This is a genomic window from Pseudomonas sp. S1_E05, from assembly GCF_056337105.1.
In genome coordinates this window covers 2,178,202-2,192,615 of sequence record NZ_JBFRHM010000001.1, presented here as the reverse complement: position 1 = coordinate 2,192,615, position 14,414 = coordinate 2,178,202, and the positions used below count along the sequence as shown (strand labels likewise).

Sequence of the window (14,414 nt, the reverse complement as noted above, 5' to 3'; positions counted from 1 at the left end):
CGCGACCTTGAACCCGCGTTCGCTGTTCGTCGCCGTGCTGATCATCCTGGCCGGATGCGCCACGACTTCGCGCGCGCCACCGCCATCGCCGCCAGTGATCATTTCGCAAGGCACCTGGCAGCAAGTCGACCGGGACATTGTCGACGCCTCGCGTTCGGCGACCGAGCAGACCAAGATCTACAGCCGTGGCGCCATGGAGTACTGGCGAACCCGTGTCTATCAGTTGACCGAAGAGAACTTCATCCCCTGGTTCAGCAGCTACTGGACCCAGGAATGGCTGTCGATGAAGGTCAGTTGGTACACCATCAGCGCCCAGGGTGAGCAGGATGCCTCCGCCAGGCGCCTGGCCGACTATTTGCTTGAGGAATATCAGGAGCGTGTGCTCAACCCGGTCGCGGTTGAAATCGACCCTGACCAGATTCTTGCCCTGTCCACGGCGTTCTACGTCGACATCCTCCAGGAAGCACTGCAGAAAATCTCCCAGCGCTACGGCGTGCCCATGGCCCAGCTCAACGGGCGCCTGCAAAAAGTCCCGGCCATCGCCCTCGGCCCACCGCCCGCTCGGGACGCTTCGTTGTATCAAGTGGTGCACACCCAGCCGCTGAACACCTTGCCGGCGTACGCGGCGCTGATCGACAAGATCCACAAGGCCGGTGGCGACAAGGGCGTTGATAACACGAACACCGCGATGGCGCCGGTGGCCAGGCGCGCCAGCCAACGCATGGAAGCGGAAATGGCACCGCGTGGCGCGGCCAGTGCGGTGGCGGCGGCTGCCGGCAAGCTTGCCGGGGGGCTGATTACCGTGGGCGTAGCGGGGATTCGCGCGCTGATCCAGGCCAGCGACCGCCCCGACAGCGAAGCACTGATCCGAAGCAGCCTTGGCAACACCTTCGATAAGGCCTGGATAAAATTGGTGCAGAACCCGACGACAGGCGTGATGGCCGGGACGTTGTACATGGCAGGGCAGATCGAGGGCAATCTGGCAGGCAGTGCCGAAGTGCCGTCGGTCAGTTCGGGGGCGGCACTGTCGATTGGAGCCCGCCTGAAGCGACTAACCAGCAGTTCGACCCTCAACCCTACGCTGGAGAATGACCATGGCCTACGTTGATGGCTGCGTGATTGCAGTGCCCACCGTCAACCGCGTTAAATTCGAACAACATGCAAAAACCACCGCCGCGATCTTCAAGGAGAACGGCGCTCTGAGCATTGTCGAGTGTTGGGGCGAAGACGTGCCGGATGGCAAAGTGACGTCGTTTCCCCAGGCAGTGAAACTCAAGGCCGACGAAACCGTGGTGTTTGCGTGGATCGTCTGGCCGGACAAGGCGACCCGCGAGGCCGGCATGCAGAAAATGATGGCTGATCCGCGTATGCAGAATGACGTTAACCCGATGCCATTCGATGGTCAGCGGGTGATTTTCGGCGGCTTCGACATCCTCCTGCAGGCCTGACCGGGGGCAGGATCACTCCGGCGTCGGAGTGATCCTGCAACTCTTGCGGTTACGGATCTCGCTGTCGGTCGGGCGCACCCTGACAAATTCGAAACGCGGCTCACCTTCGCTATAGTGAACCAGCCAGCCCCATTCCAGCTCTGACTCCTTCTGTCCCGGTTGCGGTGGGTTGGCCCACCATGGCTCTTTGCTGATGATTTCTCGCATGGCCCTGTCCCGTTCATTCGGATGCTTGAACTATAACGTGCATGTCAGGAGGTGCCAGGCGTGAGCGACGAAACCCGCGAGCCGATGAAACGGCTGTTCTTTGCCTTGGGCTGCGCGCCCGAGCAGCGCAAGGCCATTGCCCGTTGGCGTGGCGAATTGCGGTTGCGTAACGGGAAACCGGTCCCGGCAGAGAATTTTCACCTGACTTTGTTGTTCCTGGGGGCGGTGGAAGTGGGGAAGATTGGCGAGATCTGCACTGCCGTGGGCAAGGTCCCGGCACCGGGCGTGTTGAGGGTGGCGCTGGATCGAGTCGATGTCTGGCGTCGTGCCGGGGCATTGGTGCTGGCGTGCGAACAGCCGCCGCCGGCGTTGTTGCGCCTGGCGTATGCGCTGGAACAGGCGATGTTGCCGTTCGGGTTGGAAGAGGCACCTAAAGAGTTCAGGCCGCACCTGACCTTGATGCGCGATTTTCGCGAACCGGTGCCTGAGTCGGCGACGCCGCCGGAGTTCTTCCTGCGGGCCGACCGGTTTGCCCTGTTCGAATCGCACAAGGGCCGTTATCGGGCGCTGGCTGAATGGCCCCTATAAAAAAAGGCGCCCGAGGAGGGCGCCCAAGCTCACCTTAACCGAGGAAGCCAGGTGAGGCCGTTCTGCAGATTGAGTGCAGCGGTGGTAAGGCGCTGCGTGAACGGAAAACATAGGGTCCTGCTGGGCTCATCGCGAGCAGGCTCGCTCCCACAGATATTGTGAGCGCCGCGAGACCCTGTAGGAGCGAGCTTGCTCGCGATAGCAATCTCAAATCGGCACTACGCCGTCGCAGGTGCGGCCTGTTTTGCGGCGGGTTGCCAGGCTTCGCTGGCGGTCTGGTCCATGGCTTCCTGGATCGCCCGCTTACGGGTGGCCTCGGCGCGGCGACCGAAATACCAGACCAGGAAGGTCACCAAAGACACCGCGAGCAGGATCAGGCTGGCCACGGCGTTGATCTCGGGCTTCACGCCCAGGCGCACCGCCGAGAACACTTCCATCGGCAGGGTGGTGGAGCCCGGGCCCGAGACGAAGCTGGCCAGCACCAGATCGTCCAGCGACAGGGCGAACGACATCATGCCGCCCGCCGCCAGGGAGGGCGCGATCATCGGAATGGTGATCAGGAAAAACACCTTGAAGGGTTTTGCCCCCAGGTCCATCGCCGCTTCTTCAATGGACAGGTCCAGCTCACGCAAGCGCGAGGACACCACCACCGCCACATAGGCGGCGCAGAACGTGGTGTGGGCGATCCAGATGGTGACGATGCCACGTTCCATTGGCCAGCCGATCAGTTGAGCCATGGCCACGAACAGCAGCAACAGCGACAGACCGGTGATCACTTCCGGCATCACCAGCGGCGCGGTGACCAGGCCACCGAACAGGGTGCGGCCCTTGAAGCGGGTGACGCGAGTCAGGACGAACGCCGCCAGTGTGCCCAGCGCCACGGCCGCCACCGCCGTGTAGCAGGCGATCTCCAGTGAGCGCAACACCGAGCCCATCAGTTGCGTGTTGTCGAGCAAACCGGTGTACCACTTCACCGACCAGCCGCCCCACACCGTCACCAGTTTCGAGGCGTTGAACGAGTAGATCACCAGGATCAACATCGGCAGGTAAATGAAGGCAAGCCCGAACACCAGCATGAACGTTGAAAAACGTGCGCGTTTCATCCCCGACCCTCCATCTCTTTGGCCTGGCTACGGTTGAACAACAGAATCGGTACGATCAGGATCAACAGCATCACCACCGCCAGGGCAGACGCCACCGGCCAGTCGCGGTTGTTGAAGAACTCCTGCCACAGCACGCGGCCGATCATCAGGGTTTCCGGGCCGCCCAGCAGTTCCGGAATCACAAACTCGCCCACCACCGGAATGAACACCAGCATGCAGCCGGCGATGATGCCGTTCTTGGCCAGTGGCACGGTGATCTTCCAGAAATTGTTGAAGTTGCTCGAGCCCAGGTCTGACGCGGCCTCCAGCAAACTGTGATCGTGCTTGACCAGGTTGGCGTAGAGCGGCAGGACCATGAACGGCAGGTAGGCGTAAACCACTCCGATATAAACGGCGGTGTTGGTATTGAGGATCTCGATCGGGTGGCTGGTCAGCCCGGTCCACATCAGGAACGCGTTGAGCAGGCCGTTGTTGCTCAGAATGCCCATCCACGCGTAGACACGTATCAGGATGGCGGTCCAGGTCGGCATCATGATCAACAGCAAGAGGACGTTTTGCGTGTCCTTGCTGGTTTTGGTGATCGCGTACGCCATCGGGAAACCGATCAACAGGCACATCAGCGTGCTGAGAAACGCCACTTTCAACGAGCCGAAGTAGGCCGAAATGTACAGTTCATCCTCGGTCAGCATCAGGTAGTTGCCGACGTTCATGAACAGTTGCAGCTTCTGTTCGGCGTAGGTGTAGATCTCGGAGTAGGGTGGGATGGCCAGCGCCGCTTCCGAGAAGCTGATCTTCATCACCAGGAAGAACGGCAACAGGAAAAACAGGCACAGCCACAAAAACGGAATGCCGATGACGATCTTGCGGCCGCTGGGCACAAAACGCATGAGTTGCTGGCGATGAGTACTCATGAGCGCAGTACCACGCCGCTGTCGTCTTCCCACCACACGTAGACCTGGTCGTCCCAGGTCGGTCGCGCGCCACGGCGTTCGGCGTTGGCCATGAACGACTGGACGATCTTGCCGCCTGGCAGCTCGACGTAGAACACCGAATGCCCGCCGAGGTAGGCGATGTCATGGACCTTGCCTGCCGACCAGTTGTAGCGGAAATCCGGCTGGGTGGTGCTGACCAACAGTTTTTCCGGGCGAATCGCGTAGGTGATCGACTTGTCTTCCACTGAAGTACTGACGCCGTGGCCGACGTAGATCTTCTGCTCCAGGTCCGGGCTGTGGATGATCGCGTGGCCTTCAAGGTCTTCCACCACGGTGCCGTCGAAGGCATTCACGTTGCCGATGAATTCACAGACCATGCGGCTGACCGGTGCTTCATAGATGTCCACCGGGCTGCCGATCTGGGCGATCCAGCCCAGGTGCATGATCGCGATGCGCTGGGCCATGGTCATGGCCTCTTCCTGGTCGTGGGTCACCATCACGCAGGTCACGCCGACGCGCTCGATGATTTCTACCAGTTCCAGCTGCATTTGCGAACGCAGCTTTTTGTCCAGAGCGCCCATCGGTTCGTCGAGCAGCAACAGCTTGGGGCGCTTGGCCAGGGAGCGGGCGAGGGCCACGCGCTGGCGCTGGCCGCCGGACAGTTGATGGGGTTTGCGCTTGGCGTATTGGGTCATGTGCACCAGGCGCAGCATCTCTTCCACACGGGCGTCGATCTCGCTGGCGGGCAAACGGTCCTGCTTGAGACCGAAGGCGATGTTCTGCGCGACCGTCATGTGCGGGAACAGGGCGTACGACTGGAACATCATGTTGATGGGCCGCTCGTACGGCGGCATGTCGGTGATGTCCACGCCGTCGAGCAGGATCCGTCCTTCGGTCGGGCGCTCGAACCCGGCGAGCATGCGCAGCAGGGTCGATTTGCCAGAACCCGAACCGCCGAGCAGGGCAAAGATTTCGCCCTGGTGAATCTCCAGGGAGACATCATCCACTGCGATGGTTTCGTCGAATTTCTTGGTGACGCGGTCGACTTTCACCAACACCTTTTTCGGTGATTGGTGACCTTCAAGGGCCTTCCTGTAAGTGCTGGAGGCGTTTGCCATGTGAAACTCCCAACAGGTCGTCGGGCCAACGCGGCCCGGCTTAATAGGTGATTGCAAACCCCAGCACCCCCTGTAGGAGCGAGCATGCTCGCGATGGATGTCCAGACACCGCGGGTATCCAGGCCGCCAGCGTTATCGTTGGCGACCATCGCGAGCATGCTCGCTCCTACAGGGGGCGGTGTTTCTCTCGGGTTTGCCTGGGTCGTACTTTTTGTTGTTGATGCGGTTTGTTATCGCCAGAAACCGGCGCGCAAAGGCACGCCCGTTCCTCACGGGGGCAGTAAAGGGTTTGGATACTTAGCGAGTCTTACGCAGCGCGGCCCGTCGCCGGCAGGCATCACCGAACGCCTGGAAAATGCTGAGGTAAGGCGGGTTCGACAGCACCTGCCATTCCGGATGCCATTGCACGCCGACGGCAAAGGTCGGGCTGTGGTCCACCGAAATCGCCTCGATCAAGCCATCTGGCGCAATCGCTTCAACCCGCAAGCCTGGCGCCAGACGGTCGATGCCCTGGCTGTGAATCGAATTGACCATGAACTCGGCTGGCAATTGCAGCTTTTCGAACACGCCACCGGGTTGCACCGTGACCGCATGCGCGGGGGCGTATTGCACCGCCAGCTCCGGGCTGTCGGCTTCGCGGTGATCGAGCATGCCAGGCAGTTCGTGCACCTTCTGGTGCAGGCTGCCGCCGAAGGCCACGTTCATTTCCTGGAAGCCTCGGCAGATGCCCAGTACCGGAACGCCGGCGGCAATCGCGGCACGCAGAAGAGGAAGGGTGGTGGCGTCCCGCGCCGGGTCGTGATCCGTGCCGGGGGCGCTGGCCGCGCCTTGATAGTGGTAGGGCTCCACGTTCGAGGGCGAGCCGGTCAACAGCAGACCGTCGAGATGGGTGAGCACTTCGGTGATTTCCGTCAGTTCACCCAGGGAAGGAATGACCACTGGCATCCCCAATGCGGCAACACTGACAGCACGCAGGTATTTGTCGCCGCTGATGTGGTAGGGGTGCAGGCCAATCTGTTTGACGCACGCAGTAACGCCGATCAATGGCTTGAATGCCATTTTTATCACCTCGAAGTTTGACACTTGAACGAGCTTTTCCGGAGCTTAGCCTTGTTGATTTTAATTGACAACTGCCATGTAAAAAATTCTAAACGCCGCACGTCGGATCCTCAGGATTTGCGCCGTGTTCCAGATCGATTTGATGTTTCTGTCCGCTGAAAAGCCCAGAAAATAAAGGGTGAAAGGGCGGGTGTTCGCTATTGACTTCACTTTGCCGTTCGGGTTGACTGGCTCGGCGAAAGTGCGGTGAACATAATAATTAACAGCTAATAGGTGCATCATGTCGGTCCCTCTGCGTGCCGTTCAACTCAACGAAGCAAACGCATTCCTTAAGAAATATCCTGAGGTTTTGTACGTCGACCTTCTGATTGCGGACATGAACGGTGTGGTGCGCGGCAAGCGCATCGAACGCACCAGTCTTCATAAGGTGTACGAAAAAGGCATCAACCTGCCGGCGTCGCTGTTTGCCCTGGATATCAATGGCTCCACGGTGGAAAGCACCGGCCTGGGCCTGGACATTGGTGACTCCGACCGGATCTGTTTTCCCATCCCCGGCACCCTCAGCATCGAGCCCTGGCAGAAGCGTCCGACCGCGCAACTGCTGATGACCATGCATGAACTGGAAGGCCAGCCATTCTTCGCCGACCCACGCGAAGTGCTGCGCCAGATCGTCAGCAAGTTCGACGACATGGGCCTGACCATCTGCGCCGCATTCGAGCTGGAGTTCTACCTGATCGACCAGGACAACGTGAACGGTCGTCCGCAGTCGCCACGCTCGCCGGTTTCGGGCAAGCGTCCGATGTCGACCCAGGTGTACCTGATCGACGACCTCGACGAATACGTCGATTGCCTGCAAGACATCCTCGAGGGCGCGAAAGAGCAGGGCATCCCCGCTGACGCCATCGTCAAGGAAAGCGCCCCGGCGCAATTCGAAGTGAACCTGCATCACGTCAACGACCCGATCAAGGCGTGCGACTACGCGGTATTGCTCAAGCGTCTGGTGAAGAACATCGCCTACGACCACGAGATGGACACCACTTTCATGGCCAAGCCGTACCCGGGCCAGGCGGGCAACGGCCTGCACGTGCACATTTCGATCCTCGACAAGGCCGGCAACAACATCTTCGCCAGCGAAGATCCGGAGCAGAACACCGCGCTGCGCCACGCCATCGGGGGTGTGTTGGAAACCCTGCCTGAGCAAATGGCGTTCCTGTGCCCGAACGTCAATTCGTACCGCCGTTTTGGTGCTCAATTCTATGTGCCGAACTCGCCGAGCTGGGGCATCGACAACCGTACCGTAGCGGTCCGTGTGCCGACCGGTTCTCCGGATGCCGTGCGCATCGAACACCGCGTGGCCGGTGCCGACGCCAACCCGTATTTGCTGATGGCGTCGGTGTTGGCCGGTATTCACCACGGCCTGACCAACCAGATCGAGCCGGGCGCCCCGGTGGAAGGCAACAGCTACGAGCAGAACGAGCAAAGCCTGCCGAACAACCTGCGCGACGCCCTGCGCGTGCTCGACGACAGCGAGGTGATGGCCAAGTACATCGACCCGCTGTACATCGATGTGTTTGTGGCGTGCAAGGAAAGCGAGCTGGCCGAGTTCGAAAACTCGATCTCCGACCTTGAGTACAACTGGTACTTGCATACGGTCTGAGCCCGCCCCGGCCCCTGTAGGAGCGAGCTTGCTCGCGATGAGGCCCTGTCAGCCAATATCCATGTCGCTGACACTCCGCCATCGCGAGCAAGCTCGCTCCTACAGAAAGGTACCCAACAAATTCTGTGTGAGTCCCCCATGACCATGACCCGCAACGACTGGGAACAACGCTTCCAGTCCCTGACCCTCGAAAGCCGCGCTTTCATCGACGGCGAATACCGCCCAGCCATCAGCGGTGCCACCTTCGAATGCACCAGCCCGGTCGACGGCCGTTTCCTGGCCAACGTCGCGAGCACCGACGAAGCCGATGCCAACGACGCTGTGGCCGTGGCTCGTCGCACGTTCGAATCCGGCGTCTGGGCCAACCTGGCCCCGGCAGAGCGCAAGCGCACGCTGATCCGCTTCGCCGACCTGATCCTCGCCCACCGCGAAGAGTTGGCCCTGCTCGAAACCCTCGACATGGGCAAGCCGATCAGCGACTCGATGAACGTCGATATCCCGGCGACCGCCAACGCGATTCGTTGGACTGCTGAAGCCATCGATAAAATCTACGACGAAGTCGCCCCTACGCCACCGGATCAACTCGGCCTGGTCACCCGCGAACCCGCCGGCGTGGTCGCGGCCATCGTGCCGTGGAACTTCCCGTTGATCATGGCGAGCTGGAAATTCGCGCCTGCGCTGGCGGCCGGTAACTCGTTCATCCTCAAGCCTTCGGAAAAGTCGCCGCTGACCGCGATTCGCATTGCCCAACTGGCGTTGGAGGCCGGCATTCCAAAGGGCGTGTTCAACGTTCTGCCCGGCTACGGCCACACCATCGGCAAGGCGCTGGCGCTGCACATGGATGTCGACGTGTTGGCGTTTACCGGTTCCACCGCCATCGCCAAGCAACTGATGATCTACGCCGGACAGAGCAATATGAAGCGCGTCTGGCTGGAGGCCGGCGGCAAGAGCCCGCACGTGGTGTTCGCCGACGCGCCGGACCTGCGCGTGGCGGCCCAGGCGGCCGCCAGCGGCATCGCCTTCAATCAGGGTGAAGTCTGCACCGCCGGTTCGCGCCTGCTGGTGGAACGTTCGATCCGTGATCAGTTCATCCCGCTGTTGGTGGAAGCGCTCAAAGCCTGGAAACCGGGCCATGCCCTGGATCCGGAAACCACGGTCGGCGCCCTGGTCGACCAGCGTCAATTGGACAATGTGCTGCGCTACATCGACACCGGCCGGCAGCAGGGCGCCGAGCTGATTGCCGGTGGCCAACGCACGTTGGAAGACACCGGCGGCCTGTACGTGGAGCCGGCGATTTTCGACGGCGTGACCAATGCCATGACCATCGCTCGCGAAGAAATCTTCGGCCCGGTGCTGTCGCTGATCACCTTCGATACCGTTGAAGAAGCGCTGGCCATTGCCAACGACAGCATCTTCGGCCTGGCCGCCGGTGTGTGGACCAGCAACCTGAGCAAGGCCCACACCTTCGCCCGTGGCTTGCGCGCTGGCAGCGTGTGGGTCAACCAATACGACGGCGGCGACATGACCGCACCGTTTGGCGGGTTCAAGCAGTCGGGTAACGGTCGTGACAAATCGCTGCACGCGTTCGACAAGTACACCGAGCTCAAGGCGACCTGGATCAAGCTCTGACACCTATAAGAAAAGCGAGGTCGCCGGCAGCTTCCGGCGGCCCTCGGAGAAAACCATGAAACAAGCCCACGTAAACAGCTACTACGCCGCCACCCGAAACTTCACCGGCGATTTCCCGGTGCTCGAGGAAGCGGTGGATTGCGATGTCTGCATCATCGGCGCCGGCTATACCGGTCTGTCCTCGGCGCTGTTCCTAGCCGAGGCTGGCTACAGCGTGACCGTGCTCGAAGCCGCCAAGGTCGGCTTTGGTGCCAGCGGTCGCAACGGCGGTCAACTGGTCAATTCCTACAGCCGCGACGTCGATGTCATCGAAGCGCGCTATGGCGACAAGACCGCTGAAGTGCTCGGCAGCATGATGTTCGAAGGCGCCGATATCATTCGTCAGCGCATACAGCACTACGACATCCAGTGCGACTACCGTCCGGGTGGCATTTTCGCCGCGCTGAACAACAAGCAGCTCAAGGGCCTCGCTGAGCAGAAAAGCAGCTGGGAGCGCTACGGCAACAGGAACCTGACGATGCTCAGCGCCGCCGATATCAAGCGCGAAGTGGGCTGCGACAACTACGTCGGTGGCCTGCTGGACATGCAGGGCGGCCACATTCACCCGCTTAACCTCGCCCTGGGCGAAGCGTCCGCCATCATTGGCCTGGGCGGCAGGATTTTCGAACAATCGGCGGCGGTGGACATTACCTACGGCGAGCCGATCACCGTTCGCACCGCCAAAGGTGCAGTAAAAGCCAAATACCTGCTGATCGCCGGCAACGCCTACCTGCCGCAGGGCCTGGACAACCGCGTCACCGCCAAAAGCATGCCGTGCGGATCGCAGATCGTCGTTACCGAGCCCTTGACCGAGCAGCAGGCGCGCAGCCTGATCACTCACAATTACTGCGTGGAAGACTGTAACTACCTGCTCGACTACTATCGCCTGACCGCCGATAACCGTCTGCTGTACGGTGGCGGTGTGGTCTACGGCGCCCGCGAGCCGGACGATATCGAGCAACTGATCCGCCCGAAAATCCTCAAGACCTTCCCGCAACTCAAGGACGTGAAGATCGACTACCGCTGGACCGGCAACTTCCTGCTGACCATGTCCCGCATGCCGCAATTCGGCCGTATCGAGAAAAACGCCTACTACATGCAGGGCTACAGCGGTCATGGCGTTACCTGCTCACACCTGGCCGGCAAACTGATCTCGGAAATGATCCGTGGCGACGCCGAACGCTTCAACGCCTTCGCCTCGCTGCCGCACATGCCGATGCTCGGCGGCCGCACCTTCCAGGCACCGCTGACGGCGATGGGCGCGGCGTACTATGCGTTGCGTGATCGTTTCGGTATTTGATTTTGTGGGAGCGGCGGTGCGACGATTCGACTTGCTCGCACCGCCGCTCCCACAGTGGATCTCCAGTGAATGAAGGATCCGGGGCTACCTGCAACCCACCACTCATCGAACCTGCTGGCCAACTCCCACAAACGTGATTTAATACCCGCCTTCACATTACCGGGACAGGGAAAGCGGCACTCTCGCGACCAAGCGTCGCCCGCCATCCACCCCCATAACCCTTAAGTTCTACTTGCATAAGGCTGTCATGGATACGGGCTCACGACTCAAACTGGTACGCGAAAGCTACAAACTCTCCCAACGCGAACTCGCTCGCCGCAGCGGCGTGACCAACGCCACCATTTCCCTGATCGAACAGAATCGCGTCAGCCCCTCGGTCAGTTCCCTGAAAAAACTGCTCGAAGGCATCCCCATGTCCCTGGCGGACTTCTTTACCTTCGACCAGCCCCCGCGCGAGCACCAATACGTGTTCCGCGCCAACGAACAACCGGACCTGGGCCGTCACGGTCTGCGCCTGCTGCTGATCGGCGCCTCCGTCCCCAGCCGCCAGATGCGCCTGCTGCGCGAGCAATACGCCCCGGGCGCCAGCTCTGGCGAGGAGCCCATCGTCCACGCCGAAGGCGAGGAGTGCGGCCTGGTCACGCGCGGCACTGTCGAGCTGACCGTAGACGGCCAGATCAGCGTGCTCAACGCCGGTGACGGCTACTACTTCCCGACCACCTTGCCGCACAAATTCCGCAACATCGGCCAGGACGAGGCGGAAATCATCAGCGCCAACACGCCGGCGAACTTCTGAACTGACGACCCTGGTCCAAGGAAGGGGGCGCTCATGAATGCGCGAACGTTTCGTTACTACCTCTGGGCCTGGCCGGCGGTATTTGTCACGTCGGCTTTTTACAGCGTGATGCTGGTTGGAGGGCTCAAGCTGTTCTTTGGCGTGGATGGCGTGTACCTGAACGTTGCAGGGTTTGGCTCCTACGCGGTCTTTTGTCTGCTGGGCTTGTTTTACTTCGTGCCGAGAATGAAAAAGGATGAGTTTGGCGAGAGCGCTCATGGTCAGTTCACAAGTGTCGCCGCTTCCAGGGTCGCGATTTTCGTGGGGGGCTGGATCGGCACGGTCTTGAGTGCCCCAGTGATTGACCACGTCGGATTGTTAAGCGCGATGCCGAGGTGGTTGGCGTTGAGTATGTTGTTCGCTGTGTTTGCCATTGCGGTAGCAATTTTCAGTCACTACCAGTGGAAGCCCGGCCAAAGGCGTTGACCGGCCCGGGTGAAGACGTTAACCGCTGATTCCATTTGCTCTGATGCTCCAGGAAAAGCCACGCGGCGCGATGTAGGGCATCCTCCTCCATAGGTCGGCGCTCCTGTTAGAGCGCGCGTGGCCTTCGACATAATCTGTAAGGTGAAACATCTCCTTAAAGGTCCACGAGGGGCAGGGTTGCCTGACGCTCGACGGTTGTTGGAATGTATGATAATTGTTGGCTGTACCTGCCAAGTCTGAGCCGGAGTCGAATATGTCTCGTAAGAGAGAAAAGCAACCCAGAACAGAAGCACAAATTATCGCTCAGGAATCCATGATTCCTTCGATTGCCGCGAAGGCATTTCGGGATGCTTACAACGTTGCACTCTCGAAAGGGGAGCCTGTTCTCGTGGTCCGCGAAGGCAATCTGGTCAGGGTTTCGGGTGCAGAGGCTGTGGTCATTCGCTCAGTAGAAACCTTTGGAACGATCAAGGCGGGTACGCGGTTGAAAGTCAAACGGCCCCTGCGTGAGGAGCTTGTTCCTCAGTTACAAGCTTGAGTACACCAAGGGTCAGAATTTTCGCTGGACCCAACGGTAGCGGAAAAAGCACGTTCAACGCGAAGGTGCCAGCTCATTTACTCGTCAATTACATTAATCCGGATGCCATCGAGTTAGGCATTCGTGAGACGGGTGTATTGGATTTCTCGCAGTTCCAGCTTCATTCCTATGCTGATAAAGTGATCCCCTTTCTTCATGCCAGTAGCTTTCTCGCAAGATTCCCTGAGTCCTTGATCAAGCTCGATGGTCTGCATGTTGAGGGCTGCCTGCTCGTATTCTCTTCTCGGCAGGTTGACTCGTACATCGCTTCTGTTCTTTCTGATTTTATTCGTGTGTCGCTTATTAAAGAGCGTGCTAGCTTCACGTTTGAAACAGTTATGTCAGATGTCAGCAAAATCGAGTTGCTGCAGCGAGCGCGATCAGCTGGCTACCGGGTGTATGTGTATTACGTTGCTACGGCGGATGCCGAAATCAATGTCGCTCGAGTCGCTTATCGTGCCTCGATAGGTGGCCATGATGTTCCTGCGGACAAAATCAGGTCGCGATATGAAAGGTCGCTGGATAATCTGGCTAGTGCCATCTTAGTGTCCAACAGAGCGTATATTTTCGATAACTCCCGTGATGGTGATTTCAGTTTTGCTCAGATCGCCGAGATAACGGAAGGTGAAAGTATAGATATCGTCTCCGATACCCAGCCTGCATGGTTCAAACGTTACGTGCTGGACAAGCTAACCTGATGCTGAACGATGTTTGCGCCAAATTTCTCACCCAACAAAAACCCGCGAATTCGCGGGTTTTGTGCGTCTGAAGCCAGGTTACGCGCATTTGGCGCTGGCAAGCCCACGAAGCTCAACCACACGAAACACATCGCTCACGTCCTGAAGCAAAATCCGGGCGATGTTGGCGACGGTGTTGATGTCGTGTTCGGCGTAATCGGGGAGGCTGGTGCAGCCCATCAGTTGCAGGTAGGGGAGGACGGCGCGGAGACGTTCGCTGATGCAACTATGGAGTTCGGTGAGTGGGGCGTCTTTGTCGATGACCAGTACTGGGTAGTCAGTAGCGAATTGGGTCATGGGGATGAAGCGGTGTGGGGGGCAATTCATTGTCATGATTCTTCTCTTATTAAAAAGTTACGAAGCCACCTTTCTGCTGCGATTCAGGCGGGTGGCAGCTATGTGTGGGTCGCAGTACCGGATAAGAGAAGAAACCGGCAGACCCGAAGGTCTCCCACACACAGCCGCCATAAAAACTCAACGGCGGCGAAGTTTGCCACAGTTGTTCTCTAGCGGTGCTTTCTCTTATCAGGGCTGCGAGACCCGATCGCTAACTGGATGTTGCGATAGATCGAATATAGGCCCCGGTTTTCACCCTCACAACTGCCCTGTAGGACACAAAAGCAAAACCTCGTGCAAGGCCGAATGCCACTGTTTACGTGGCTTTGAGTCTATTCCGGGGTTTACAGAGTGAAGTAGGAAATCGGCGGCAGGGAAGGGAGCGAGTTCGCTGTCGAACGGGGGCTAAAGCCCCCGTGACAA

At 59.6% G+C, this 14,414-nt stretch carries 15 protein-coding genes and 1 pseudogene; 10 read left to right on the top strand and 6 right to left on the bottom strand.

What is annotated here, in order from left to right:
- Positions 1 to 7 precede the first annotated feature (7 nt).
- A pseudogene (locus AB4N33_RS10090) lies at positions 8 to 1,092 on the top strand (hypothetical protein).
- 2 nt (positions 1,093 to 1,094) lie between these two features.
- Positions 1,095 to 1,448, top strand: coding sequence for a DUF1428 domain-containing protein (locus AB4N33_RS10085; protein WP_476457186.1), 354 nt, complete (start codon positions 1,095 to 1,097; stop codon positions 1,446 to 1,448).
- 12 nt (positions 1,449 to 1,460) lie between these two features.
- Here AB4N33_RS10085 and AB4N33_RS10080 read toward each other — a convergent pair whose 3' ends face one another.
- Positions 1,461 to 1,655, bottom strand: coding sequence for a hypothetical protein (locus AB4N33_RS10080; RefSeq protein WP_460126184.1), 195 nt, complete (start codon positions 1,653 to 1,655; stop codon positions 1,461 to 1,463).
- A gap of 60 nt (positions 1,656 to 1,715) precedes the next feature.
- Here AB4N33_RS10080 and thpR point away from each other — a divergent pair, with 60 nt between their 5' ends.
- Entirely contained in the window at positions 1,716 to 2,243 is a 528-nt protein-coding gene (gene thpR, locus AB4N33_RS10075) for an RNA 2',3'-cyclic phosphodiesterase (RefSeq protein ID WP_476457185.1), read from the top strand.
- A gap of 218 nt (positions 2,244 to 2,461) precedes the next feature.
- On the opposite strand, the gene AB4N33_RS10070 is transcribed toward thpR, so the two are convergent.
- The 4 genes from AB4N33_RS10070 to AB4N33_RS10055 all read right to left on the bottom strand — a co-directional run bounded on the left by AB4N33_RS10070 (position 2,462) and on the right by AB4N33_RS10055 (position 6,455).
- Positions 2,462 to 3,346 (bottom strand): ABC transporter permease subunit, encoded by an 885-nt coding sequence (locus tag AB4N33_RS10070; protein WP_476457184.1) that lies wholly within the window; start codon positions 3,344 to 3,346, stop codon positions 2,462 to 2,464.
- Positions 3,343 to 4,224: an ABC transporter permease subunit gene (locus tag AB4N33_RS10065; RefSeq protein WP_460126738.1), complete on the bottom strand. Its 882-nt coding sequence runs from the start codon at positions 4,222 to 4,224 to the stop codon at positions 3,343 to 3,345. The genes AB4N33_RS10070 and AB4N33_RS10065 overlap by 4 nt, the downstream gene beginning before the upstream one ends.
- A 29-nt stretch (positions 4,225 to 4,253) precedes the next feature.
- Positions 4,254 to 5,396, bottom strand: a complete 1,143-nt coding sequence (gene potA, locus AB4N33_RS10060) for a polyamine ABC transporter ATP-binding protein (RefSeq protein ID WP_460126178.1) — start codon at positions 5,394 to 5,396, stop codon at positions 4,254 to 4,256.
- Positions 5,397 to 5,693: 297 nt separating this feature from the next.
- Positions 5,694 to 6,455 carry a gamma-glutamyl-gamma-aminobutyrate hydrolase family protein gene (locus tag AB4N33_RS10055; protein ID WP_460126176.1) on the bottom strand — a complete coding sequence of 254 codons (762 nt, stop codon included), beginning with the start codon at positions 6,453 to 6,455 and terminating at the stop codon, positions 5,694 to 5,696.
- Between the two features lie 280 nt (positions 6,456 to 6,735).
- Here AB4N33_RS10055 and AB4N33_RS10050 point away from each other — a divergent pair, with 280 nt between their 5' ends.
- The 7 genes from AB4N33_RS10050 (at position 6,736) to AB4N33_RS10020 (ending at position 13,616) form a co-directional block, all read left to right on the top strand.
- Positions 6,736 to 8,112: a glutamine synthetase family protein gene (locus tag AB4N33_RS10050; RefSeq protein WP_476457183.1), complete on the top strand. Its 1,377-nt coding sequence runs from the start codon at positions 6,736 to 6,738 to the stop codon at positions 8,110 to 8,112.
- 138 nt (positions 8,113 to 8,250) lie between these two features.
- Positions 8,251 to 9,741 carry an aldehyde dehydrogenase gene (locus AB4N33_RS10045; RefSeq protein WP_476457182.1) on the top strand — a complete coding sequence of 497 codons (1,491 nt, stop codon included), beginning with the start codon at positions 8,251 to 8,253 and terminating at the stop codon, positions 9,739 to 9,741.
- 55 nt (positions 9,742 to 9,796) lie between these two features.
- Positions 9,797 to 11,080, top strand: coding sequence for an NAD(P)/FAD-dependent oxidoreductase (locus AB4N33_RS10040; RefSeq protein WP_476457181.1), 1,284 nt, complete (start codon positions 9,797 to 9,799; stop codon positions 11,078 to 11,080).
- A gap of 247 nt (positions 11,081 to 11,327) precedes the next feature.
- The gene (locus AB4N33_RS10035; protein WP_427623468.1) at positions 11,328 to 11,876 is read left to right on the top strand and encodes a cupin domain-containing protein; all 549 of its coding nucleotides are present in this window, start codon (positions 11,328 to 11,330) and stop codon (positions 11,874 to 11,876) included.
- Positions 11,877 to 11,909: 33 nt separating this feature from the next.
- A complete protein-coding gene (locus AB4N33_RS10030; RefSeq protein ID WP_476457180.1) occupies positions 11,910 to 12,341 on the top strand; it encodes a hypothetical protein in 432 nt (143 codons plus the stop codon).
- A gap of 253 nt (positions 12,342 to 12,594) precedes the next feature.
- Positions 12,595 to 12,879, top strand: coding sequence for a hypothetical protein (locus tag AB4N33_RS10025; protein WP_476457179.1), 285 nt, complete (start codon positions 12,595 to 12,597; stop codon positions 12,877 to 12,879).
- On the top strand, positions 12,876 to 13,616 hold the full coding sequence (locus AB4N33_RS10020; RefSeq protein WP_476457178.1) for an ATPase: 741 nt from the start codon (positions 12,876 to 12,878) through the stop codon (positions 13,614 to 13,616). The genes AB4N33_RS10025 and AB4N33_RS10020 overlap by 4 nt, the downstream gene beginning before the upstream one ends.
- A gap of 78 nt (positions 13,617 to 13,694) precedes the next feature.
- Here the strand turns inward: AB4N33_RS10020 and AB4N33_RS10015 are convergent, their stop codons facing one another.
- Positions 13,695 to 13,988 carry a fructose-bisphosphate aldolase gene (locus tag AB4N33_RS10015; RefSeq protein ID WP_476457177.1) on the bottom strand — a complete coding sequence of 98 codons (294 nt, stop codon included), beginning with the start codon at positions 13,986 to 13,988 and terminating at the stop codon, positions 13,695 to 13,697.
- Between the last annotated feature and the right edge of the window lie 426 nt (positions 13,989 to 14,414).

What these genes read in the sequence shown, in the direction of transcription:
- AB4N33_RS10015 (WP_476457177.1), bottom strand. Translation starts at nt 13,988, where the DNA reads ATGACAATGAATTGCCCCCCACACCGCTTCATCCCCATGACCCAATTC.
- AB4N33_RS10050 (WP_476457183.1), top strand. Translation starts at nt 6,736, where the DNA reads ATGTCGGTCCCTCTGCGTGCCGTTCAACTCAACGAAGCAAACGCATTC.
- AB4N33_RS10040 (WP_476457181.1), top strand. Translation starts at nt 9,797, where the DNA reads ATGAAACAAGCCCACGTAAACAGCTACTACGCCGCCACCCGAAACTTC.
- AB4N33_RS10035 (WP_427623468.1), top strand. Translation starts at nt 11,328, where the DNA reads ATGGATACGGGCTCACGACTCAAACTGGTACGCGAAAGCTACAAACTC.
- AB4N33_RS10030 (WP_476457180.1), top strand. Translation starts at nt 11,910, where the DNA reads ATGAATGCGCGAACGTTTCGTTACTACCTCTGGGCCTGGCCGGCGGTA.
- AB4N33_RS10080 (WP_460126184.1), bottom strand. Translation starts at nt 1,655, where the DNA reads ATGCGAGAAATCATCAGCAAAGAGCCATGGTGGGCCAACCCACCGCAA.
- potA (WP_460126178.1), bottom strand. Translation starts at nt 5,396, where the DNA reads ATGGCAAACGCCTCCAGCACTTACAGGAAGGCCCTTGAAGGTCACCAA.
- AB4N33_RS10045 (WP_476457182.1), top strand. Translation starts at nt 8,251, where the DNA reads ATGACCATGACCCGCAACGACTGGGAACAACGCTTCCAGTCCCTGACC.
- AB4N33_RS10025 (WP_476457179.1), top strand. Translation starts at nt 12,595, where the DNA reads ATGTCTCGTAAGAGAGAAAAGCAACCCAGAACAGAAGCACAAATTATC.
- AB4N33_RS10055 (WP_460126176.1), bottom strand. Translation starts at nt 6,455, where the DNA reads ATGGCATTCAAGCCATTGATCGGCGTTACTGCGTGCGTCAAACAGATT.
- AB4N33_RS10070 (WP_476457184.1), bottom strand. Translation starts at nt 3,346, where the DNA reads ATGAAACGCGCACGTTTTTCAACGTTCATGCTGGTGTTCGGGCTTGCC.
- AB4N33_RS10085 (WP_476457186.1), top strand. Translation starts at nt 1,095, where the DNA reads ATGGCCTACGTTGATGGCTGCGTGATTGCAGTGCCCACCGTCAACCGC.